Here is a 23,742-nt window from a genome sequence, read left to right on the forward strand (position 1 = left end):
GAATCGCGTCCAGCGACGCGGCCTCGGACGGCTCGACGCAGCGTATCAGCGCAAAGCCGGACGTGGCGCGTCTCGTCGGCGAGCACGCTCGAAAGCAACGGACGCAACAGATGCGCGTCGCGGATCGTCACGCAGTGGCGCGCAAGCACGCGCATCGCCATCCGCTCCGGGGCGGCATCGGTGCCGACGCTGGCGGCAAACAGAGCGAGACAGGCAACGCGAGTAGCGAGTCAGGACATAGTCGACGGAATCAGAATATCGAAGTGTCGTGGCCCCGCCGCGATGCGCGGCGTCGTTTCATTCGCGGTGACAGGACAACGCGTCGAGATCGCGCCGGGCCGACGCACGTCCACTGAATCCGAAGCCGCGCGCGAGTGGCTGAGCGTATCGACGGCGGACGCGGCGATCGTGACGCCGACGGCCTCGAGATAGCGAACGGCACCCAATTGCGGCAACTGCTGGCAGTTCAGTACGCGCAGGCTGTAGCCAAGCCGCATCGGCATCACGAAGAACGGGCCGCCGCGCCACTGCCATTGACGTGGCAGGTACGCGTTCACAAAATACGGCGTCAGCCCGACGCTGTCCTCGTCGCGCATCCAGGCAAACTTCAGCGATTCGCGATGCGTGTCCGGCACCCGATGCTCCGTGTGCGCGGCCGGCGCGAATTCGACGGCCACACCGGCCGCCTGCATCCGCAGCCCCAGCACCTGACAATGCGTGCGATAGACGCCGTCGAGCGGTTCGTAGCTAAATCGCGAGAAGACGTCGCGCCGTCGCGCAGTGGGCTCGGGGAATACATGAAATCGATCGATGTCAGCGCGATCCCGAGCACGTTGAGTGCATAGCTGGTTCGCCCTGCCACCGCGACGGGCGCGTCGCGAACGGCGCGAGCAAGTGTTCGAGCCAGTCATCGGCCGGCCGGCAATCGGCATCGCCGAATACAACGATGTCGCAGCGATCGGCATCGATGCAATCGAAGCCGTCGCTCTTCGCATCGAAGTAGCGGCGCTCGCACCGATCTTGACGAAATCGATCGGGCGGCCGGCCAGCGCGGTGATTTCCGCACACGCCTTTGCGAGCACGCCATCGTGAGTGATGATCCAGTGCGCAAGTGCGGCTTGCGGCACGGTCTGTCTCGGCAGCGCCGTCACGAGGTGTTTCAGACCGTCGACGGCCTGCTCTCGGCCCGCGTCGGCGCGCAGATTGTGCGTCTCGAGCACGAGCCCGGCCCGCGTGGTCACGGAATGGGTAGCCGTGCGCGTCCACGCGGCGGGTTCAGTTGAGTTCGGTATCCAGAACATCACCATCGCCCTGCGCGACGGCATGGATGAAACGAACGGACGGTCGAGCTGCGGCGCCCCGATGGATACGTTCCGCCGCGGACCTCATCGCGCAACGGGCGGCCTCGGCGAGCGCCCGCAGCGCGTGCCTTCACTCCTGGATCGACGGCGCGGGATCGGCGTCGGTATAGCGCGGCTTCGCGTTCTGCAAATCGCGCGTGTTCTTCTGCACGGCCACCGAACCGAACAGCGCGAGCACGAACGACATCGCGTAAAAGCCCTTCTCGCTCAATTGAAGCGTCGCGTTGAACAGGCCAACGATCAGCAGCGCGATCGACAGCAGCAGCGCGATCCAGCTGAGACCGTAGTAGATGCCGGTGACGGGAATGCCTTCCGCGCGGTCGCGCACGCTCTTCTGCAGCGAGATCGCCGCATAGAGGCCGAACACCAGCACGGTGAAGTAGTAGCCCTTCTCGTTGAGCTGCATGCCGGCGTTCCAGAGCCCGATCAGGAATGCCGCGAAACCGGCGAGCAGCGCGGCCCACGACGCGGCCACGAACGCGAACGACGGTTGCTGGATGGTGGTCTGGTTCATTGCTTTGCCCTCTCTTTCTTGTTGTTCGAAATCGTTTTCGTTGAACAGCGTTTTGCGCATGGTAGCAGCTTTGGCGCGCGTCACGACGCGCGCGCTCGCAGGTTCACGTTTCGCGCCGCGCGCCGCCAGCGCCCCGGCGTCGTGCCGAGCACCGCGCGAAACGCCTTGCCGAATGCGGCCTCGGACTGGTAGCCGACCGCCTGCCCGATTTCCGCCTGCCCGCGCTGCGTGTCCTGCAGCAGCGCGCACGCATGCATCATCCTGATCTGCGCGACGAATGCGCCGACGCTCATCCCGGCCTTCTCGCGGAAATGCCTCGCATAGGTCGCGCGCGACATCGCCGCCGCGGCGCCGAGCGATTCGACCGTCCACGGTTGCGCCGGCGCCTGCAGCACGGCCCGGACCGACGGGCCGAGGCGCGCATCGGCCGCCAGCGCGAGCCAGCCGGACGGCACACGCGCGCCGCGGCCGTATGCACGCAGTGCATACGCGAGCAGCGTCTGCCCGAGCGCGTTCACGATCGCGCCGGCGCCCGGCTGCATGTTCGACGCCTCGGTACGCAGCACGCTCGTCAGCAGTTGCAGCGGCGCGGCGCCCGATGCGTCGCGCAAGCCGACGTGCAACACCTGCGGCAGCGTGCGCATCAGCAGTTCGCCCGCGCCGCGCGCATAGACGAACCGTCCGCAGAGCAGATCCACGCTCGCGCTGCCCGGTTCGGCCGGATCGAGATTCGACTTGACCGGCAGCACCGCGCCGTCGCCGGCACTCGAATCGTGCAGCGGCACGAGCGGCTTCGACCGGCTGCCCGCCGCATCGAGCAGGTCGTGCGCGCCGCCGGCGGGCAGCAGTACGAAATCGCCGTCCGCGAGTTCCAGCGTGCGCCCGTCGGCGGCACGCAGCCGGCAGGTTCCGGCCAGCACCAGATGGAACGCCGCCTCGCCGGGCGGCAGCGGGTCGTGCGGCATCGCGAACGGGCCGTCGAGCAGGCAGCGCACGTCGAGCTCGACATGGCTGCGACCGAGCGACAGCAGTTGACTCAATGCATCCATGAGACGATTGCGCTAAAAATCGACACTCTAGCGTATCGAAACTATCAGCGCGAGCGATCAGAATAGCCTTGCATCGCCCGAGATCGCGGCACCCGCCGCCCTCCTCACTCTTCTCGACAAGGACGCATCATGCTGAACTGGAACGAATACCGGAAGGAACTCTCGACGCGTATCGGCGACATCGCCAAGCTGTCGCCCGATACGCTGGCCGGCTACAAGGCGCTGTCCGGCGCAGGCGCCAAGACCGGCCATCTCGACGCGAAGACACGCGAACTGATCGCGCTCGCGGTGGCCGTCACGACGCGCTGCGACGGCTGTATCGCCGTGCATACGGCCGAAGCGGCCAAGCATGGCGCGACCAAGGAGGAAGTGGCGGAAGCGCTCGGCGTCGCGATTGCGTTGAATGCGGGCGCGGCGCTCGTCTATTCGGCGCGTGTGATGGACGCGCTCGGCGATTGAGCCGGCGGCTGCGGCACGACCGTCGGGCCGCACCGCATTGTCGTGTTGTGCCCGGCCGCATGGCCGGGCGGTTGCGCATCGCGCGGACCGCGATGTATGAAGCGCGTGCGGGTGACTCGCTTGGGCGCGTAAGCGTCGCGGAGTCGGCTAACATGCGCGAACGATACATCGTGAAGGAGCGCTCCATGTGCCGCTGGCTCGCCTATACGGGTAATCCGATCCATCTGGAAACCGTGCTGTTCCGCGCGAAGCATTCGCTGATCGACCAGAGCCTGCATTCGGAGCTGGGCGCGACGACTACCAACGGCGACGGCTTCGGCATCGGCTGGTACGGGCATCCCGACGAACTCCCGTTCCGCTATCGCTCCGTGCATCCCGCGTGGAACGACCGCAACCTGCGCGAAGCCGCGCGTGCGATCCGCTCGCGAATGTTCGTCGCACATATTCGCGCGGCAACCGACACGCCCGTGCAGGAAACCAACTGTCATCCGTTCCGTCACGGTCGCTGGCTGTTCGCGCACAACGGGCTGATCCGCGACTTCCACAAGCTGCGTCGCGACCTGACGATGAAGGTCGATCCTGCGCTGTTCCCGACGCTCGAAGGCTCGACCGACTCCGAGCTGATGTTCCGTCTCGCGCTGACGTACGGTCTCGAGCAGGCGCCGCTGCCGGCGCTCGAACGGATGGTCGGCGTAGTGGAGGAAACCGCCGCGCGGCATCGCGTCGCCGATCCGCTCAACATGACGATCTGCGCGACCGATGGCGAACGGATCGTCGCGGTGCGTTACTCGAGCGAACGGCAATCGCGGTCGCTGTTCCACAGCACGTCGTTCAAGCACCTGCACGAGTTGTATCCGCATAACCCGCGCATCGCCGAAGCCGGCGACGATGCGTTCATGGTCGTGTCGGAGCCGCTCGTCGACCTGCGCGGCGCGTGGGAGGAAGTGCCGGAGGGGATGGCGATCGTCGCGCACGGCGCCGACGTGCAGCAGTGGCCGTTCGGGCCGCGGCACAAGTGACATGCCGCAGTCCTGACGAAATCGGGCGTATTCCAAGTGTCGAATACTTCGGCGCGATACGGCAGTTGCGGCAATCCGTTTTGACGGACCGGCGATCGGTACCGCCGAATCAATCGAAAGCGATACGAATCATCTCCCGACGAATACGATCGGGCAACGGGCTTGGGATAATTCCCCAATTCGATAATGAGCGACGGAATCGCATGACGAAAGCAGACCTGCGCACTACTGAAATTTTCGCCGAATAAAAAATTAATACTCTTGCGATTTGATTCCGGCCAGGAATCCAGGGCGATAATCGACGTACGCGCGACAACATAGGTACGAGGAATTCCGCGACACGTCGACGAACAATCGTCACCATTCTTCCAACGAATTCCGACGCAAATCGTCTGCCCCATTGCCCTCGTGGCACGGGCGTGATCGGGACACACCGAAAATCCAGCGGGCGATAAAACGGGGGCGACATTGTACGCACCTTTCACCCCGTCGGCGACATGCACTCATTTCGAATTATTACGGCAAATCGGCAATCATTACCTGACGGACAGGGCTCGCACATCGTCGGGCCACGCGAGGGCGAACGCTTATTCCTGATTAAAATATTCAAGTTACGAATTTTGAAAAGGCACGTTACAATTCGCCAACGGATGAATCCGCATCACAATAAAGTAGCGACGCAGCTACCGGCACATCGACTCCGAGATGACTCAAGATCTCCAAAACCCACTCCCTGTCATGCTGACGGGCAATCAATCCATGCTTTCCAGCATGAAGCAGGACCATGCCTTCGTGGTATGGCTCACCGGTGTCTCCGGTGCCGGTAAATCGACGCTCTCGAATCTACTGAAGGAACAACTCGACACGCGCGGCCTGCGGACTTTTCTGCTGGACGGCGACCAGCTTCGCGAAGGATTGAATCAGGACCTGGGTTTCAGCGACGCAGACCGCCACGAGAACATCCGTCGAACGGCCGAGGTCGCGCGCCTGATGGTGGATGCGGGGCTCGTCGTCATCGTTGCGCTGATCTCGCCGTTTCGGGAAGCACGGGCCAAAGCGCGCGCGCGTTTTCCGCAGGGCAGGTTTTTCGAAGTCTTCGTCGACGTCGCGCTGGATGTGGCGGAAGCGCGCGATCCCAAGGGCCTGTATGCGTTGGCAAGGCAAGGGACCATTCGGCAGTTCACCGGCATCGAATCGACCTATGAAAAACCGGTATTGCCCGACGTGCATGTGCGCACCGGCGAAGCAAGTCCGCTGGAATGCGTGCACGCGATCATGCAGAAATTGCCGTTGAACGGCTGATACTGGCGCGGCCATCGGGCCGCCAGCGCCCCCGCTCCCTTCTTCTTTTTCGGCGCGCTATTGCGGCGACCGGCGGTTGAACTGCCCGCGTTACGCCACATCGGCCCGCTGTCTTGGTTGGCCGCGACGATCAAACCGCATCCGAATCGAATCGAGCTCGCCCGGCAACCTGCGCGAACGCGCGCGCAGCCGCGGTAGCGCCACGAACCCGAGGCGTTCGTACAGCGCGCGGACGCGCACGTTGCACGTCAGCACGTCGAGCACGACGTCACGGCTGCCGTCGGCCGGCAACGCGCCGGCATCGAGCGCGTCGCGAAACAGCGCGGTGAAGATGCCCGTGCCGCGCTGGCGCGCGTCCGTCGCGCAATGTGCGATCAAAATCTGCGAACGCTTCGGCGCCGGAATCTCTGTCTCGAGCACCAGCCCGCGTAGCAGCTGGCCGATCGTACGGCGCAGCCCAAAGAAGCGCATCAATGCCCACACGACGTGCACGTCGTCGAACGTCGTCCGCCGCCCGTCGTGAATCGCCATCACCGCGAGCACCGTGCCATCGTCGGCGACTGCGACGCGATGCCGGCGCCACGAGAAGCGTCCGTGGCGCGACCGGAATGCCTGTTGCAGGAAAGCGATGCAGCGCGCGTCGCTTTCGCCAAGAAAGAAGCCGAATTCGGCCACACCGGACGCAAACACGAGCGGCGCGCATGCTGCCGCGTCATCCGCATCGGCCGCGCGAAACCGCGCCGGTTCGCCGGCGCGCGGAACCGCTTGCGAAACCGCGACGCCCCGCGTCACGCACTGCGCCCTGCAAGACGCGACAACACGGCAACCGCCCGACTGATCTGCTCCGGCTCATGCGTCGAACAGATGAAAAAGCGCAGCCGCGCGGCCTTTTCCTCGACGGCCGGATAGAAGATCGGCTGCACGTTGATCCCTTCGTCGAACATCGCGTTCGCCCACTGGGCGGCCTTCAGCGAACTACCCGTGATCACCGGCACGACCGCATACCCGGCGCTCGTGCCCGTATTCAGGCCGGCAGCACGCGCCTCCGTCAGGAACTGCCGCCCGCGCGCCTGCAGTTGCGCGACGCGCTCCGGCTCGGCCTGCAGGCGTTCGAGCGCGGCCAGCGACGCCGCGGCGAGCGTCGGCGCGAGCCCGACGCTGTACAGGAAACCCGGCGCCAGATGGCGCAGCATGTCGACGAGCGGCTGGCAGCCCGCGATGAAACCGCCGCAACCGGCCAGCGTCTTGCTCATCGTGCCCATCCACATGTCGACCTGGTCGGGCGCGACGCCGGCATGCTCGCGGATGCCCTTGCCGGTCGCGCCGAGCACGCCGAGCGAATGTGCCTCGTCGACCAGCAGGAATGCCCCGTGACGCGTCTTCACGTCGACGAAGCGCTGCAGGTCGGGGAAATCGCCGTCCATGCTGTACAGCCCTTCGATCGCGATCAGCACGTGCCGGTATTCGCGGCGCACGCGCGACAGCAGCTCGTCGAGCGCCTGCCAGTCGTTGTGCGCGAAGCTCAGCCGCTTCGCGCCGCTCAACTGCGCGCCCTGCACGATGCTGTTGTGCGCGAGCGCGTCGTGGACCACCAGGTCGCCCGGGCCGAACAGCGCGCCGATCACGGTCACGTTGGTCGCATGGCCGCTCACGAACGCGACGCAGTCGTCGGTCTCGTAGAACGCGGCCAGCGCCCGTTCGAGCTCGCGCTGCACCGGCCGCTCGCCCGCGACCATCCGGCTCGCCGAGGCCGACGTGCCGTAGCGGTCGATCGCGGCCTTCGCGCGCGCGGACACCGCCGGATCGCCGGCCAGGCCCAGGTAGTTGTAATTCGCGAAGTTCAGGTATTCGCGGCCGCCGATCTGCGTGGTCGCTCCGGCGACGCCGTCGTGCACTCGGAAAAACGGCGAGTCGACCCGCAGCTTCTCGCCCATCTCGCGCATGATCCGGACCTGCTGATACTGCGGCATCGATTCGAAGCGGCTGCGCGCCGACGTGGCCTGCGCCGCCGGCGTGCCCGGCACGCCGGGCGCCGCCGCGGCGTCGGTCGCGCGCTCCAGTTGCCGTTTCAGCGCTTTCGCCGCCAGTTGCTGGCGAAGATGCTCTCCCAGTGCCATTGCTTCCTTCGCTGTATCTCGAAAAGACGCTATGTTACGCCGCGTATTTTTAAAAGGCGTGGTGTCACGCGTCGGAAAAGTCGGCCCACTGCCACGCATCGGGCGTGGCCAGCAACGCATCGACCAGCCGAAAATTCATTTCGTGGCTCGGCCGCAGCGCGCTCACGCGCGCGAGCAGCGGCGCACCGGCCAGCGCGAGATCGCCGATCAGGTCGAGCACGCGATGCCGGACGAACTCCTCCGGCAGCCGCATCCCGCCCAGCACGCGATTGCCGACGATCGACGCGGTGCACGACGGCCGCGCGCCGCGCAGGATCGGCACGCCGCGCAGATAGCCGGCGACGATCGCCGGCACGGCCCACTTCACGCGCCCGTACGAGCGCGACGGCGCGATGTCGGTCGCGAATGCGGCCGGCGTCAGCGCGCCGTCCCAATGCATGTCGCCGAAGCCGCGCAGGTCGTTGCGCACGCTCAGTTCGTAGCGCGGCGCCGGCTCGAGCCGCATTTCGCGCCGCTGGTCGCCATCGCCGTCCGCGACGACGACCGGCCGCAACACGCGGATGAAGCGCTTCGGCGCATCGAGCGCGACGCGGCCGCACGCGCGGATCGCGTCCACCCATGGCGTGGCGCTGCCGTCGAGAATCGGCACCTCTTCCGCGTCGAGCTCGACGATCGCATGATCGATCTCGCATGCGAGCAGCGATGCAAGCAGGTGCTCGACCGTGCGCACGCCGATGCCGTCGGCATTGCGCAGCATCGTGCAGAGCGGCTGCGCACGGCGCAGCGCGGGATCGACGGGCAGCGTCGCAACCGTGCGCCCCTGCTCGACCCGACGGAACACGATGCCCGTCACGCCGTCTTCGGGACGCGCGGGCAGAATCCGCACGGCGACCCGGCGGCCCGTGTGCAACCCGTGCCCGTCGATCGTCAGCGGGCGCGCCAGCGTGCCCTGCCGCGTCGCCCAGCCGGTCGGCGCGCTCACCGCGCCACCTCGAGCGACGGCGACGGCTGGCCGGCAACCGGCGCCGGCCGCGTATCGAGCATCGCGCGCGCTTCGCCGTCGATCGCATGCTTCGCGGCGAGCGCCGCGACGGCCTCTTGCGCGGCATCGGTCGCCGACACGGCATCGACGCCGGTATCGGCCGACGCGCCGATCGAATCGACGATGCGCGCAGCCAGCGTCGTCACCGACGCGCCTTCGGCGATCGCCATCACCGACAGCTTGACCTCGAACGCTTCCTCGACCGCGAGGCCGAGCTCCATCCCCATCAGCGAATCCATGCCCATGTCGAGCACCGACTTGTCGAGCGCGATGCGATCGGGCGTCATGTGCAGAATCCGCGCGATCTGCGCTTGCAGCGTCCGCGCGACCAGCGCGACCGCTTCGTCGCGCGGCAGCGCGAGCACCTCTTCGCGCAGCTGCGTGCCGCCGTCGCGCGCATCGCCGCCCTTCGCCTGCGATTGCAGCAGCGCATACCGGCGCGCCTTCGCAGCCGGCATCCCGCGTGCGACCGCGTGCCAGTCGAGCCGCACCACCGCTTCGCCGGCCGCGCCCGCGACCAGCACTCGCTCGAGCGCGGCCATCGCTTCGTCGGACGTGATCGACGCGCCGCCGATCCGCGATTGCAACGCTTCGCGCGTATCGGCGTGGCGTGCGAGGAAGCCGACGTCCTCGAGCGGCCCCCAGGCCATGAACGTACCGGGCAACCCTGCTGCACGGCGATGTTCGACCAGCGCCTCGAGGAAGGTGTTGGCCGCGACGTAGTTCGATTGCCCCGGATTGCCAAGATAGGTCGTCGCCGACGAATAGACGACGAACAGGTCGAGCGGCAGCCCGCGCGTCGCGCGATGCAGGTTCCATGCGCCGGCCACCTTCGGCGCGAGCACTGCGGCCATCCGCGCATCGTCGAGATTGCGCACGAGGCCGTCGTCGATCGACATCGCGGAATGCAGCACGCCCCTCAGCGGAAGGCCGTGCCGGACGATCGCGGCGATCATCGCGTCGACCGCCGCGGCATCGGTCACGTCGCACGACACGACGTCGACGGTGACGCCGAGCGTATCGCGCCAGCGCGCGACCTCGTCGCGCGCCGCCGCAGCGAGTTCGCCGGAGCGGCTCGCCAGCGTCAGCCGGCGTGCGCCGTGCTCGACCATCCAGCGCGCGCTCGCGAAGCCCAGGCCGCCCGTGCCGCCGACCACCAGGTATGCGCCCTGCGGATCGAGCGCGAACGACTCCGCTCGAGCGACGCCGCGCGTCGGCGCGGGCGTGCCGGACGGATAGGTCACGAGCACCTTGCCGATCTGGCGCGCCTGCTGCATGTAGCGGAACGCATCCTCGGCCCGCTCGGCCGGGAACGCGCGATACGGCAACGGATGCAGCACGCCTGCCGAGAACAGCGCCATCACTTCGCCGAACAGTCGCGCGGTCAGCTCCGGCAACGCGCCCATCAACTGATCGGCGTCGATGCCGAAATAGCTGATGTTGTTACGGAACGGCCGCAGGCCGATATGGCTGTTTTCGTAGAAATCGCGCTTGCCGAGTTCGAGGAAGCGGCCGAACGGACGCAACGTATCGATGCTGCGCACCATCGCCTCGCCGGCGAGCGAATTCAGCACGATGTCGATGCCCTCGCCGCCCGTCATCGCGCGAATCTCGTCCGCGAAGGCCAGGCTGCGCGAATCGAGCACGTGATCGGCGCCGAGCAGGCGCACGAACTCGCGTTTCTCGTCGCTGCCGGCCGTCGCGAACACTTCCGCGCCGAAGTGGCGCGCCAACTGGATCGCGGCGATCCCGACGCCGCCCGCGCCGCCATGCACGAGCACGCGCTCGCCGCGACGCAGCCGTGCGAGTTCGACCAGTGCGTAGTACGCGGTGAAGAACGTGGTCGGCACGGTCGCCGCTTCCTCGAACGACAGGCGTTCGGGTTTCGGCGCGATGGCCTGCGCGCGCGTCCTCACGCGCGTCGCGAACGACGCCGGCGCGAAGCCGAGCACCGCGTCGCCCGGCGCGAATTCCGTCACCGCGCGGCCCACCCGGACGACGCGGCCCGACAGTTCCATGCCGATCGTCGCGCCCGCGAAGCCGGTCTCGACCGCCTCATCGGACAGGAGCCCCATCGCATACATCACGTCGCGGAAATTCAGGCCGGTGGCAACCGGCTCGATTTCCACCTCGTCGTCGCCCAGCGCGCGTTCCGGCAACGCGAACCATTCGAGATTGCGCAGCGAGCCCGGTGCGTCGAACGCGAGCACCGACGCGCGCGCCATCGCGCCGTCGCTGCGCGCCGCGGCCTGCGCGGCCGTCAGCATGCGCGGCACCAGCCGCCCGTGTGCGCTCAGTACGACTTCTTCCTCGACCGCCGCGCCGGTCAGCTCGCGAATCAGCGCATCGGGAATCCCGTCCGCCGCGCGATCGACGTCGATCAGCCGGCATGCAAGTTCGGGATGCTCGTTCGCCAGCACGCGACCGAGGCCCCACAGCGTCGCTTGTTCCGGGTGCGCGTTCGCGGCACCGGCGAACGGCGCGCCGCCGCGCGTGACGACGGTCAGTCGCGTGGCCGCGTTCGGCTGCGCGCCGAGCGCGCGCACGAGCGCGGCCAGCGCGATCACGCCGTGACGCAGCGCAGCCATCAGGCCGTCTCCCGTCGTCGTATCGGCGAGCGGCGTCTCCGGCGCGCAGAACACGACATGCGCCGGCTGCCCGACCGGCAACGACGCGATCGCGTCGGCCGCATGGGTGACGTCGACGATATCGGTCGGATAGCCCGCGTGCGCGAGCGCATCGGCCAGTCGCCCGCCGAAACCGCCGGCCGCATCCGGCGCGTGCATCACGAGCCATCGTTCGCTGCGGGCAAGCGTATCGAAATCGCTCGCGTCGCTGCCGCATCGCGCAGCCAAGGTGCTCGCCGGGTTGCGCGCGATGACGAACGTCGGCGTGCCATCCAGATCGAGCCCCTGCTCGACATGCCGCACGACGTCGACGTAGCCCGCGCGCGCCAGCGCCGCTTCGAGATCCGCCGGCGCCAGCGGCGCGGGCGCGTCGGCCTCCGTCGCCGCCGCCTGCGGGGCGAACACGATGTCGGAGAAGCGGCCGCGACGCGACTCCGCCAGCAGCAGCAAGCCGCCCGGCGCCAGCCACGACCGCATCGCATTCAGCGCATCGGCCGGATCGTGACGACCGCTCAGCGCGCGGTTCGCGACGATCAGGTCATAAGGCCCGGCATCGTCGGCGGACAGCGACAAGCATTCGCCCGGCTGCAACGCCACCGTGCGCACCGTCGCTTGCGCATCCGTATCGAATCCGGCCAGTTGCCCGGCCGTCGCGGCGATCGTGTGATCGCAGCGCGCGGCGGCGAGATGCATGCCGAGCGTCTGCAATACGTCGCCGTCCGTCGCACCGAGTTCGAGCACGCGCAGCCGGCGCGTCGGCTGCCACGCGTCGACCGCCTGTTCGACGCCGGCCGCCAGCAACGCATGCACGTGCTGCCAGGTCGGCGATGCGGCAAGCAGTTGCTCGACCAGACTGTGCCCGGTCGGCGACAGCCTGCGAGCATCGTCCTTCGCACCGTTGAGCACGTCGGGCAGCGCCGCGCCGCAATGGGCGAGCAACGTCAGTTCGGCCACGTGCCCCGGCGATTCGGACAGCAGCCCGCGCCACAGATCGTCGAGCGGCGGCAGCGCCGCGCACGCCGCATCGTCGCGTACCAGGCGCGCGCCGTCACGCGCGGCAAGACCATCCTCGACGAGCATGTCGGCCAGGCGTGCAGCGAACGCCGCCCGCTCCGGAGCGGGCTGCCACGTGCCGGCGAACACGCCGAGCGCATCGAACGCGCGGAGCACGTACAGGCTTGCCAGCACGTCGAGCAGCGGCAGGATTTCGGTCAAATGCTGCGTCCGGCGACCGTCGAGCCCGGCGGCATCGACGCGCGCGACGGCTTGCGCGAGCAGCGCGTCGGGCGCCGGCAATCCGGCCGCGTCGACGTCGTTCGGCAACGGCAGCTCTTCGAGGCGGTAGACGAAACGCGAAGGCAGGTTCTGGCGACGGCCGACGAGGTCCACGCGCCGGAACCGGCATGCGCCGAGCCGCGCCACGATCGCGCCTTGCGCGTCGAGGAATTCGAAATGCGCGACGATCGAATGCGGGCTGCGGCGGTCGATCCGCGCGAGCACGCGGGCGACCGTGTCGCCGCGCAGATAATCGACCCGGCCGATCTGCACCGGCACGTAAGCCGGATGCTCGCCGTCGCGCGCCTGCGCCGTCAGCAACGCGAACAGCGGATGAAACCCGCTGTCCATCAGCGCCGGATGCAGCAGATAGGCCGACAGCGCCCGCGCATCGCCGCACGCGGCCGGCGCGGCGACGTCGGCCAGCGCGGCGTCCTCGGCCGCGGCAACCCGCACGGCGCGGACCCAGCGGAACGCCGGCCCGTAGCCGAGGCCGATCGCCGCGGTATTCGCATACAGCGTGTCGCCGTCGGCGGCCGGCAGCGCGAGCAGGCGCTCGAGCGTCTCGGCCGGCACGCTGCTCGCGGCGCCGAGCGCATTGCCGCTTTCGAGCATCCGCCCCGTCACGTTCAGCGCCCATGCGCCGTCGGACATCCGGTCGCGCGTCTCGATCGTGAACGTCGCGGTGCGCGGCTCGATCACGAGCCGGAACAGCTTCGCCTGCTGCGGCTGGAACACGACCGGCGTGCGGATCTCGACGTTTTCGAGCGCCGCATCCGGCGTGTCGAAGAAAGTGCGCGCCGCGGCGAGCGCCATTTCCACGTAGCCGGCGCCCGGGAACGCCACGCCGCCGTCGACGACGTGATCGGCGAGCATCGGCAGCTTCGCCGGATCGAGCTGGTTTTCCCAACCGAATGCGTGCTCGTGCAGGCGATAGCCGAGCAACGGATGCTCGCGGCGGCGATCGACGAGACCGTAGCCTTCGACGGTCGGCGTGAGCCAGAAGCGGTCGCGCTGCCACGGATAGGACGGCAATGCCGCACGCGACGCGCCGGGCGCGAAGCGGTCGGGATCGACGCTCGCACCGTGCGCGATCGCCGCGAGAATCGCTTGCCGCAGCGTCGCCGCGCTGCCGTGATCGCGCTTGAGCGTCGGCAGCGCCACGCCGGTCACGCCGGCCGCCGTCAACGCCTGCTTCACGTACGTGCGCAGGATCGAATGCGGCGAGACTTCGATGAACAGCCGAACGCCCTGCTCGATCAGGTGCGCGATGCCGTCGCCGAAGCGCACCGGCTCGCGGATGTTGCGCCACCAGTAGCGCGCATCCAGTTCGTTGCCGGCCAACGGGCCGCCGGTCACCGTCGACACGAATGCGCCGTTGCCCGGTTGCGGCCGCACGCCGGCCAGTTCGGCCAGCACCACCGGCTCGATGCGATCCATGTGACTGCTGTGAAACGCATAGTCGAGATCGAGCATCTGGAAGAACTTGCCGCTGCCGCGCAGCGCCGCTTCCAGCGCTTGCAAGCCCTGCAGTTCGCCTGCGAGCGTGACCGCATCGGGGCTGTTGATGCCGGCCACCTCGACCCGGCGCGCCAGCCCGTGGCGCGCGATCAGCTCGCGCGCCGCCGCCTCGCCGATGCCGACGGCCGCCATCCGGCCGCTGCCGCGCGTCATCGCCTGCGCGCGACTGCGGATCTTGATCACGCGTACCGCGTCGGCGAGCGACAGCGCGCCCGTCACCCACGCCGCGGCGATTTCACCGACGCTATGGCCGATCGCCGCGTCGTAACGCATGCCGCGTGCGTCGATCACGCGGATCATCCCGACCTGGATCGCGAACAGCAGCGGCTGCGCGTTCTCCGTCGCGGCGAGCCATTCGGCGCCCGCGCCGGCCAGCCATTCCGCGCTCGGGCCGCCGCGCATCACGTCGACGAGCGACGGGCTGCCGTCCTCGCACCACAGCGCGTCGACTTCGTCGAGCGCCGCACGGAAAACCGCGTTCTCCGCATAAAGTTCGTTGCCCATCCCGACCCACTGGCAACCGTTGCCCGAGAACACGAGCGCGGTGCGCAACGCGTCGGCCGGCGCCTGGCCGGTTGCGACGCAGGCCGGCAGCCCTTCCTGCGCCGGGTGCGCGAGCGCCGCAAGCGCCGCACGGCCTTCCGTCACGTCGGCAGGCGCGACGATCGCGCGATGTTCGAACCATTGACGTCGACGCGCGGCCGCGCCGGCAAGCGCCTGCCAGTCGGCGCCGTCGTCGAGCATGGCGAGATAGCGGCCTGCGAGCGCCGCGAGCGCATTCGCGCTGCGCGCGGTCAGCACGAGCGGCGACGGTTGCGCTGGAATCGGCTGGGGCGCTGCCGTCGACACGTCGTGTGCGACCGGCGCCTCGGTCAGCACGACGTGGGCGTTCGTTCCGCCGAAACCGAACGAGTTGACGCCGACCGTCAGCGGCGCGCCGCCCGCGTCGAGCGGCATGTAGCGATCGACGACGCGCAGACGCCCGCCGTCGAAATCGATCCCGGGATTGGGCGTGACGAAGTGCAGCGAGCGCGGCACCGCGCGATGCTTCAGGCACAGCACGGCCTTCAGCAGGCCGGCCATGCCGGATGCCGTTTCGAGGTGGCCGATGTTGGTCTTCACCGAGCCGATCAGCAGCGGACGGTCCGCCGGGCGCTCGCCCGACACGACGTCGATCAGCGCGCGCGCTTCGATCGGATCGCCGACCGCCGTACCGGTGCCGTGCGCCTCGAGATAAGCGAGCGACTGCGGATCGATGCCGGCGCGTGCATACACGCTGCGCAGCAGCGCTGCCTGCGCGGCCGCGCCCGGCACGCTGATCCCGCCCGGCGAGTGGCCGACCGAGTTCACGCCGGAGCCGGCGATCACTGCATGGACCGTGTCGCCGTCCGCCAGCGCACGATCGAGCGGCTTGAGCAGCACGACCGCACCGCCTTCCGAGCGCACGTAGCCGTCGCCGGTCGCGTCGAATGCGCGGCAACGGCCGCGCGGCGACAGCATCGACGCCTTGGAGAAGCTGACGAAGCCGAACGGGTGCAGCAGCAGGTTGACGCCGCCGGCGAGCGCCACGTCGGCTTCGCCGGACTGCAGCGCCTTGACGGCCTGATGGAGGGCGACGAGCGACGACGAGCAGGCCGTGTCGACCGTCATGCTCGGGCCGTGCAGGTCGAACAGATAGGACACGCGGTTCGACGCGATGCTCAGCGTATTGCCGGTCGCCGAATACGGATCGATCACGTTCAGATCGTCCATGTTGCGGTTGCCGTAATCCATGCTGGCCGCGCCAACAAAAACGCCGCAGTTGCTGCCCCGCATGTCGGCCGGGCGCACGCCGGCGTCCTCGAACGCTTCCCATGCGAGTTCGAGCAGCAGGCGCTGCTGAGGGTCCATCTGGGCCGCTTCGCGCGGGGAAATGCCGAAGAACGCGGCGTCGAAGCCGGCGACGTTGTCGAGCACGCCGGCCGCGAACGTGTAGCTCTTGCCCGGTTCGCGTTTGGACGGGTGCTGGTAGAAATCGGTACCGAAGCGGTCGGCGGGGATTTCGGTTACTGCGTCGCGTTCGTCGCGCAGCAGTTGCCAGAAGTCGCCAAGATTGTTTGCGCCCCCGGGAAACCGACAAGCCACCCCAATTATTGCAATCTTACTGTTCATCTTTTATGTCGCTTTCTCGGATGCGTGCGGTTCTTCCGCGCGATTTCCGTCATCTTGTACCACATGCAGCAGTGCAACCCCAAGCTCTTCGGCTGCCAAATTCCGGCATTCTGGAGTATCTGCGCCGTAATTTCGCCAAATGAAGTAGTCGCTGGTTTGTGGAGAAACGCCCAGCTTTTCGAATACGTGAGGTAACGCGGGAACGTGGTCACCGTAAAAGCAAACGACCGTTTCACGATCGCTGGCGCGCAAATGATCGAGCAAGCGACCGACCATTGCGTCGGCGTTTTCAATGTGCCGCAGGTAGGCTGTCAGGTCGCGCCAGGATGGGTCTTCGCCGAGAGTATGCCTCGAAGACGATTCTCCCGGTAATACCTGCTCGAGGTGTAGTGGGCCGTGGTTTTCCATCGTCATCGCGAAGATGAAGCGCGGTTTCTCGCACTTGCTTTCCAGCGCGGCGATCACAGCGTCGAGCACGGCTGCATCGGAGATATACGGGCCAGCACGCGGCGCGTCGGCAAAGTATTCGATGTCGAGAAATGTGTTGAATCCGAGCAACGGAAAGACACGATTTCGCCCAAAAAAATCGGCGTAATACGGATGCAGCGCCAGCGTTTCATAACCGCCGCGGCCGAACCAGCTTGCGATCGACGCGCACGCGCGACGCACGAACGCATACGGATAAAAACGCGCGTAGCCGAGGCGCTCAAACGACAGGCCGGTCAGCACCGAGAATTCCGTGCGCATCGTGTTTGCGCCCCATGCCGGTACCGAAAGCTCGCCGTAGCAGACTGCTTCGCGTCTCGCGCGATCGAAATGGGAAAGCAAGGCTGGCGCAATTGCCGATGAAATGCGTCGTACGTCGAACAGCGATTCGCTCTGGATCACGACGACGTCGGGCCGCTCCACCGGCATGCCGGCGATGAAGGGTCCCGCACCGACGACGCGCCGGAACGCTTCAAACGTCGCGGGACGCATGCCGTTCAGCAAATATGCAATAAAGACAGCGAAAAAACCGTGACGGCGCTGGTCTTCTTCGGCGTCGAGCACCAAAGGCAGACGAGCCGCAATGTATTGCGCCAGTAGGAATGTGAAACCAACAACGACCACCAGCGCGAGCAGCGGACGCGGCGTGATGGGCGCCTCGGCGAGATAGCCGGCGACGCTCAATACGATCCCTGCGCTGATCACAACGACCTTGCCCGCGCTCAGGAACGGCAAATAGAGCCGCGGATGCGAGAACAACTGGCTAAAGAGACTAAGATCGGTAAAAACGAACGGCTCGCGCAGCGATTCGTATTTGGCGTTGCTGACGACCGCGACGAGTCCGACCAGCGCGACCGCACCGGACGCAGAGAAGATCGGCCGCCCGGTGGCGAGCAGCACCAGCGACGCGAGGAACACGACGGCCAGCACATGTAGAAACAGCGCATTGGCGTGACGCCGCGACCGAATGCGCGGAACTGCGATTCGGTCAAGCAGAAACGACGCGCCGACCGCAATGGTAAACGCGAGCCAGATTGCGCCCGTCAATTTACGTCTTCCTTGCCGGGCAGATACGAAAGCTTGTCGAGAATTGCATCGGCCAATGTGATCGGCAGCACGGTCAGGATGCGCATGCCGAACGCAAGCAGACTCGGGAACGCGATTTCCGCGCGCCCGGCATCGAGCTTCTGGCGAATGTATGCGGCGGCCTGATCGGCAGTCCACATGAGCGGCTTATCGCCGGGAAAAACGTCGCTCATCGACGTCTTGACGAATCCGGGAAGAATGACCGAGACACCAATCCCATCGCGTTTCAGCAGCGGGCGGACAGAATCGGCGTAGGCCTTGATCGCCGATTTGCTCGCGCAGTACGCGGGCGAGATGGCCATACCCCGAAGCGCGGCCAGAGAACTGACTGCAGCGATGCGGCCACGCTTTCGCGCACGCATCCGTTCGATAACCGGGAGAATCGTGTGCATCGCACCGTAGAAATTCGTATCGACGACTTCAGTGGTACGGTCGAGGTCTTCCCAGTCGGACCCGGAGGACAACGTACTTGCGACGCCTGCGTTGGCGATAAGCAGGTCGATCGTATGTCGATCGTCGAAACGATACAGCCAGGCGCGAATCGATTCAGCGTCCCGTACGTCGACGATACCAACGATCACTGTCGCGCCTCGCTCGCGACAGGCTACCGCGGTCGATTCGAGTTGCGCTTCGTTGCGGCCAACGATGCCGAGCACGGTGTCGGGTTGCGCATAGGCGAGCGCCAAAGCGCGGCCCATGCCCGCGCTCGCGCCGGTGACAACGACGTGCCGAACCGGCGGCTCAGTCATCCGCGTGCTCTAACCGGGTAACCGCACCAGCAATAGCCATCGTGATACCGGTCCGAGTGTAGAAATCGCCGTTGATCTGTGTGTGATGCATCACGTAATCGAGAAACGCGTGATAGAGATCCATATCTGGCGGCACGCCTCGAAGCCAAAAATCATCGAGCTCTCCCTGCCAGGTCAGGCCGCTGAAATTGTAGATAGCGGAGCCAAGCGCAACCAGCGGCCGCTTGTGATGTAGCGCAGACAAGCCAACCGTGCTGTTGATCACCACGACGCCCCGTGCGTGTTCGAGCAGTGTCGGAAGATGGCCGGCATCGATGAAACGAATCCGGCTCTCCATCCCTGCGGCACGCGCAATTTTAAGCGAAAAATTGCGATATTCGATCAGCCCCGTATCCAGGGGATGATTCTTGATGACCAGCAACGCATCTCGCGGCGCATATCGCGCGAATGATTCCACGACACGGCGGATCGCTGCGCGAATTCCATCGAAAGACGAATGCACCACGATTTGTGCATCGGAATTCAATTGCAGCGGAAACAAGTAGTAAGTCCGATCGCCGCCGAGCAATTCGCGCGTGACAGCCTCCGCTTCGCGTCGATGCTTGCGCTGCAACAGCATCCGGACGGCGAGCCCCGAATATTCGAAAAAGCCGTTCTTCGGTCGGTGACTGCGATACTTCGGAAATCGGGGCCAGCATATCGTGTTCGCCAAGCGATACGTGATGTCGTGAAAGGCACGCTCGTACAGATTATAGCCCGTGGGCCGCCACTGCTTGGCGGGCGGCGTCACGCTGCGTTGCTGCAGGTACCATGCGGGGTCACGTGGCAACAACGATCGTCCGTTGACGCCGTGGTTCTCCAGCGTGATCCAGTGCGGACGCACGTAACCTTCTTCGAATACGTGAACACGCAGATCGTGCGCCGCAGAGACTGCCAGCATCTCGCGATGTATGTCGCGACAGTCGCCGAACATAACGACATCGGTGATCCCTTCCCGCCGCACGATATCGTCGTACCATTGCGGCAAATTCTCAACCCCGCCGCTATAATTCAAAACAGCTCCTGCCCCGCCATACAACCAATCACCACCGCAAAAATTTACTCGATGGACGACATACCCCTTGTCGCGGAGCGCGCGAGCGAGTTGATAGAAAAAAAGCGAGGCAGTGCCTTGCAGCACGAGAAACGAGCGCGGCATCTAAGTATATTAAATGGAGGACCGAAGAGACGTTAAGCACGAGCGCAATGATCCGGAAAGGCACATGTAATGTATGCAATCCCGTATTCTCTCGTGTCGGCCTCGATGGCAGAATGAGGCGACAATGACCGCCGAAGACAGGGAGGATACCTCATTGCAATACAAATGAGAAATATGCATGATCGTCAAAAAAACGACATACGCCTCTCGCCGAATCCGATTTCGTACGAGCGTCACATATTTACGGTTGGGCCTGTTCGACAGCAGGCCGGTGCCCGCGCCGATTGGCTCTCCACGCCGGCATGCCACTCGCTTCGTCGCCGGCCCGCCGTACGACGCATTGCAAATGCGTCGTACGGCCTTCCGCATTCGGCGCACATCAACCCTGCATCCACCTGCGCAGTCGTCCCATCAGGGTTGGCGACTTGCGCGGCGCACGCGCCGGCGACTGAGTGACTGCCTCACCTAGATAGGAATTGGGTTTGGGCATGCCGTCGACGATGTTGACCAGATTGCGAAGTTGCAGACGGCCCAGGTATTCATCGGAAAACGCGGGCGTATAGTAGACGCAATCGTCGAAAAAATAATGCGTCACCTGAGACCAGCGAGACATTCCCGGATCGATTTGCGGACTCCCGCCGTGCAGCAGATTGGCACACCAGATCAGCGCCTGCCCCTTGCGTGCTTCGAATGTCTTGATGCTGGCACCCTTTGCCGCCACCATGGCATCCCAGATTTCCTGATACGGCAATTGCGCCGATTCGCTCGATACCCCAAACCCGCGTCGACCGGCCGTTGCATTGTCTACCATCGGCCAGTTGTGCGACCCCGGGACCAGCTGAAGTGGCCCTGATTCCGGCGAGATGTCTTCGAGAGCCACCCACACCCCGCACATGAAGCGATGCGGGATCGACGAGAAATGCACCGCATCGGTGTGCAACGGTTGCTGCGTGCCAACCCGAAAATTGAGCGTCTGGAATGGAAATGCCGCTCGACCATACAAGCGTTCGAGCAAATCCAGTATTTGTCGATTGGTAGCAATAGCCTTGACGTCCGGATCCTTTATCCACGCGTCCTGGATACGGCCGACACCGTAGACCACGCCATCGCTGCTCAAACCCGTTTCCACAAACTGCGCGGTCAGGCGTTCGCGAATACGTGTGATCCGCGCATCGAGTTCAGTATCGGGAAAATCTATCACCGCATAGCCATTGCGATTCAACGCAACCGCAATCTCGTGCTCGTCCGTTGTCAACTCCGCCTGCGCGACCTCGGCGTCGAATAGCGGAGACTCGATCAACGGAATGCCGGGAAGTAGACGTTTTTTTACACCCATGAATACTCCTTCTGCACCACGTCACTCTCTCCGGGACACACCAGAGGGATCAGATAACGGCCAAATATCCCATTTTTCATGAAACCCCATCCGCCTTCAGGAAGAATTTCAAAGACACAATAACCAACTCACCTCAATCGAACTCGCCAAGGATCACACACCCTCGGGAAATCCGCAATAGAAAAATCCTCCCGATCGAGCGTCAAATTTTGATTATAGTACGGATCATTCAATTCATCAGTTCGCCACTTTGAAAGCATGAAATTCTTTTCCCTGTCAAATCTGGCACGCTTCTCGGGAGACATCTGATCATCACCCCTACTATAAGATTCGTAATGGTACAAGACTGCGTAAGGTGTCCACACTATTCGATAACCCGCCTCCCTCACACGAAGACACAGATCGACATCATTAAATGCAACCGGAAGATTTTCTTCATCAAATCCGCCGACGGCTTGAAATACATCACGACGCATAACGAGGCATGCACCCGTGACCGCCGAGAAATTTTGTGTCAGCATCGCTCGTCCAGCATAGCCCGGATGCGTCGAAGGATAGAGCTTGTGCGCATGGCCTGCGAAACCGCCAATCCCCATCACAACCCCCGCATGCTGAACAAATCCGTCCGCATAGAGCAGCTTCGCCCCGACGGCACCGATCTCCGGGCGCCGCGCGTGCGAAACCATCTCTTTCAGCCAATCCGGCTCACTCGCCTCCACATCGTCATTCAAAAAACACAGCGTATCGCCCGATGCATATTTGACAGCGAAGTTGTTTATTGACGAGTAGTTGAAAGGAAAATCATACTTCAGCACCCTCACGCCGCCTTGCGTCGACAAGAATTGCAGATAATCGACTGTCTCACGGCTTTTGCTTTGATTATCGACGACGATGATTTCCAGGTTTTCATAGGAAGTTCCATGAAGCAGGCTGTGGATGCATTTCTTCAATAACGGACCGCCATCCCGAGTCGGTATGATGACGCTAACCCTTGGTGCGGGGGTGGGCAACGGATACCGCACCCGATAGGTTCCGGGCAGATGTCCGCAGAAAATGCTCACTCCCAGTTGGTCTTTGAAGTAATCCGAAAGCGCTCTCTGTCCGGCCCGATCAACGCCATTACCAGAACCTGGATCGACGCATCCGGGCTCACTTCGTCGCCGGGAATGATAGAGCACGCGTGGGATATGACAAATCTGGGAAGCCGCGCTCACTTTCACGCAGCGGAGTGCGAGATCATAGCCCTGCGCACCCTCGAATTCCGCCCGAAATCCACCGATCTCGCGCAGGACGGATGTTCTATACGCGGCCAGGTGCGAAATCAGGTCATGGGAAAAAAACAAATCAGGATTCCACGAACTCTTGAAGTATTCGTTACTTCTAATTCCACCCCAATCGATTTCATCTTTGTCGGAGTATATTATATTGAGACCATCAATTTCACCGCCTTTCAAAGCAACGAAATAAAGTGCATGAAGCGATAGCACATCATTCCGGCCGATGATCGTGGTGAATTCCCCCGCTGCCATTTCAAGGGCACCATTCGCTGCGTTTGATACACATCCACCCACGTCCCGAAAGACAAGCTTTACCCGCCCCTCTCTTTCCGAGACAAATTTCAAATACGAAGCGACGTCCGGGTCATGCCCCTCGTCGACAACCATGCACAATTCCCAATTTTCATAAATCTGCCCCAGAACAGACTCCACTGTAGGTTTCAAGCAATCGATCGATACTCCACACACGGGCATCAGAACCGATATCAACGGCTTCCTCGCGAAAGAAGCGATATGTTGCCTGATCTCGGCAATGTCGGATTGACGCAGGGTGTCAAACTTTCTTACGTAAGACTCGTAATCCATAGGGGCAGAATGGAATCGCAATTTTGCGCAATCCGCGTATGCACCACTCAGATCCGTCAGCAAACGTGCCCAGGTAATGTTGTATTTTCTCGCCTGATTGGTGTTTTTGAACTTTATCAAATCGCCGATTACCCACTCGGCCATTCTGACAACTTTCTCCACACGCGTTATTTGCGTAATTCGGAGAAACTCCACCCGGACGCTGCCTTCACCGCGCATGGGCGACAAACGCAAACGGCGCGCCTCGGGCGGGATCCTGACGATATGTTTGACATATCCCAGCCGGGTCGCGGGAATGACAAAGGACCCCACATCGGAAAAGCCCGCTCCGGTATCCACGTGGAGCCGGGCCACCAGATGCGCGCCCCGCCGGATCATCCGGGATTCGATATACACCCAGCCCTTCGGAACGACATCGCCCCCGCTCTCAGGCTTCAGGTCGAAGACGGGATGCTCGCCCGTCGACATCCAGTCGCAAGACGTCGCCCCAGACCCGGCCAGGTCCCGGACCGGATTGACCTTGAATCGAACGGTTCGGCGAACTAGCGACAGGAGGAGATTTTTCATATTGATCGAAAATGGATGACC

Annotated in this window: 15 protein-coding genes; 3 read left to right on the forward strand and 12 right to left on the reverse strand. The window is 64.5% G+C overall.

Annotated features, from left to right (window positions below; genetic code table 11):
* Positions 1-230 precede the first annotated feature (230 nt).
* The 3 genes from WT53_RS07430 to WT53_RS07440 all read right to left on the reverse strand — a co-directional run bounded on the left by WT53_RS07430 (position 231) and on the right by WT53_RS07440 (position 2,924).
* Positions 231-1,307: a glycosyltransferase family 2 protein gene (locus tag WT53_RS07430; RefSeq protein WP_230624898.1), complete on the reverse strand. Its 1,077-nt coding sequence runs from the start codon at positions 1,305-1,307 to the stop codon at positions 231-233.
* Positions 1,308-1,431: 124 nt separating this feature from the next.
* Entirely contained in the window at positions 1,432-1,875 is a 444-nt protein-coding gene (gene yiaA / locus WT53_RS07435; RefSeq protein ID WP_034207840.1) for an inner membrane protein YiaA, read from the reverse strand.
* 80 nt (positions 1,876-1,955) lie between these two features.
* Positions 1,956-2,924, reverse strand: coding sequence for an AraC family transcriptional regulator (locus tag WT53_RS07440; RefSeq protein ID WP_034206511.1), 969 nt, complete (start codon positions 2,922-2,924; stop codon positions 1,956-1,958).
* A gap of 129 nt (positions 2,925-3,053) precedes the next feature.
* On the opposite strand from WT53_RS07440, the gene WT53_RS07445 reads away from it, so the two are divergent.
* From WT53_RS07445 to cysC, 3 genes are all read left to right on the forward strand, one after another.
* Positions 3,054-3,383 carry a carboxymuconolactone decarboxylase family protein gene (locus WT53_RS07445; protein WP_006484989.1) on the forward strand — a complete coding sequence of 110 codons (330 nt, stop codon included), beginning with the start codon at positions 3,054-3,056 and terminating at the stop codon, positions 3,381-3,383.
* A 185-nt stretch (positions 3,384-3,568) separates the two neighbouring features.
* Entirely contained in the window at positions 3,569-4,402 is an 834-nt protein-coding gene (locus tag WT53_RS07450; RefSeq protein WP_034206510.1) for a class II glutamine amidotransferase, read from the forward strand.
* A gap of 738 nt (positions 4,403-5,140) precedes the next feature.
* Positions 5,141-5,704: an adenylyl-sulfate kinase gene (cysC, locus tag WT53_RS07455; RefSeq protein WP_059779319.1), complete on the forward strand. Its 564-nt coding sequence runs from the start codon at positions 5,141-5,143 to the stop codon at positions 5,702-5,704.
* Positions 5,705-5,794: 90 nt separating this feature from the next.
* On the opposite strand, the gene WT53_RS07460 is transcribed toward cysC, so the two are convergent.
* From WT53_RS07460 to WT53_RS32030, 9 genes are all read right to left on the reverse strand, one after another.
* Positions 5,795-6,496: an N-acetyltransferase gene (locus tag WT53_RS07460; protein ID WP_034206508.1), complete on the reverse strand. Its 702-nt coding sequence runs from the start codon at positions 6,494-6,496 to the stop codon at positions 5,795-5,797.
* A complete protein-coding gene (locus WT53_RS07465; RefSeq protein ID WP_034206507.1) occupies positions 6,493-7,821 on the reverse strand; it encodes an aminotransferase class I/II-fold pyridoxal phosphate-dependent enzyme in 1,329 nt (442 codons plus the stop codon). Before WT53_RS07465 ends, WT53_RS07460 begins: the two co-directional genes overlap by 4 nt.
* 64 nt (positions 7,822-7,885) lie before the next feature.
* A complete protein-coding gene (locus tag WT53_RS07470; RefSeq protein WP_034206506.1) occupies positions 7,886-8,803 on the reverse strand; it encodes a UDP-3-O-acyl N-acetylglycosamine deacetylase in 918 nt (305 codons plus the stop codon).
* Positions 8,800-16,437 carry a type I polyketide synthase gene (locus WT53_RS07475; protein WP_034206505.1) on the reverse strand — a complete coding sequence of 2,546 codons (7,638 nt, stop codon included), beginning with the start codon at positions 16,435-16,437 and terminating at the stop codon, positions 8,800-8,802. The genes WT53_RS07470 and WT53_RS07475 overlap by 4 nt, the downstream gene beginning before the upstream one ends.
* A gap of 3 nt (positions 16,438-16,440) precedes the next feature.
* Complete coding sequence (locus WT53_RS07480; RefSeq protein WP_034206504.1) at positions 16,441-17,970, reverse strand: LTA synthase family protein; 1,530 nt, start codon at positions 17,968-17,970, stop codon at positions 16,441-16,443.
* Positions 17,967-18,758, reverse strand: a complete 792-nt coding sequence (locus WT53_RS07485; protein WP_034206503.1) for an SDR family oxidoreductase — start codon at positions 18,756-18,758, stop codon at positions 17,967-17,969. Before WT53_RS07485 ends, WT53_RS07480 begins: the two co-directional genes overlap by 4 nt.
* Positions 18,751-19,956: a capsule biosynthesis protein gene (locus WT53_RS07490; protein ID WP_034206502.1), complete on the reverse strand. Its 1,206-nt coding sequence runs from the start codon at positions 19,954-19,956 to the stop codon at positions 18,751-18,753. The genes WT53_RS07485 and WT53_RS07490 overlap by 8 nt, the downstream gene beginning before the upstream one ends.
* Positions 19,957-20,335: 379 nt before the next feature.
* On the reverse strand, positions 20,336-21,292 hold the full coding sequence (locus tag WT53_RS07495) for a phytanoyl-CoA dioxygenase family protein (protein ID WP_034206501.1): 957 nt from the start codon (positions 21,290-21,292) through the stop codon (positions 20,336-20,338).
* Between the two features lie 128 nt (positions 21,293-21,420).
* Entirely contained in the window at positions 21,421-23,721 is a 2,301-nt protein-coding gene (locus WT53_RS32030; protein WP_230624897.1) for a glycosyltransferase family 2 protein, read from the reverse strand.
* Positions 23,722-23,742 lie beyond the last annotated feature (21 nt).

Source organism: Burkholderia sp. MSMB2157WGS, from assembly GCF_001532755.1.
Taxonomy (GTDB): Bacteria; Pseudomonadota; Gammaproteobacteria; order Burkholderiales; family Burkholderiaceae; genus Burkholderia.

Bases quoted from the DNA above. Each gene is read 5' to 3' on its own strand.
- WT53_RS07440 (WP_034206511.1), bottom strand. From the start codon at position 2,924: ATGGATGCATTGAGTCAACTGCTGTCGCTCGGTCGCAGCCATGTCGAG.
- WT53_RS07465 (WP_034206507.1), bottom strand. From the start codon at position 7,821: ATGGCACTGGGAGAGCATCTTCGCCAGCAACTGGCGGCGAAAGCGCTG.
- WT53_RS07450 (WP_034206510.1), top strand. From the start codon at position 3,569: ATGTGCCGCTGGCTCGCCTATACGGGTAATCCGATCCATCTGGAAACC.
- yiaA (WP_034207840.1), bottom strand. From the start codon at position 1,875: ATGAACCAGACCACCATCCAGCAACCGTCGTTCGCGTTCGTGGCCGCG.
- cysC (WP_059779319.1), top strand. From the start codon at position 5,141: ATGCTGACGGGCAATCAATCCATGCTTTCCAGCATGAAGCAGGACCAT.
- WT53_RS07495 (WP_034206501.1), bottom strand. From the start codon at position 21,292: ATGGGTGTAAAAAAACGTCTACTTCCCGGCATTCCGTTGATCGAGTCT.
- WT53_RS32030 (WP_230624897.1), bottom strand. From the start codon at position 23,721: ATGAAAAATCTCCTCCTGTCGCTAGTTCGCCGAACCGTTCGATTCAAG.
- WT53_RS07475 (WP_034206505.1), bottom strand. From the start codon at position 16,437: ATGAACAGTAAGATTGCAATAATTGGGGTGGCTTGTCGGTTTCCCGGG.
- WT53_RS07430 (WP_230624898.1), bottom strand. From the start codon at position 1,307: ATGGTGATGTTCTGGATACCGAACTCAACTGAACCCGCCGCGTGGACG.
- WT53_RS07490 (WP_034206502.1), bottom strand. From the start codon at position 19,956: ATGCCGCGCTCGTTTCTCGTGCTGCAAGGCACTGCCTCGCTTTTTTTC.
- WT53_RS07485 (WP_034206503.1), bottom strand. From the start codon at position 18,758: ATGACTGAGCCGCCGGTTCGGCACGTCGTTGTCACCGGCGCGAGCGCG.
- WT53_RS07445 (WP_006484989.1), top strand. From the start codon at position 3,054: ATGCTGAACTGGAACGAATACCGGAAGGAACTCTCGACGCGTATCGGC.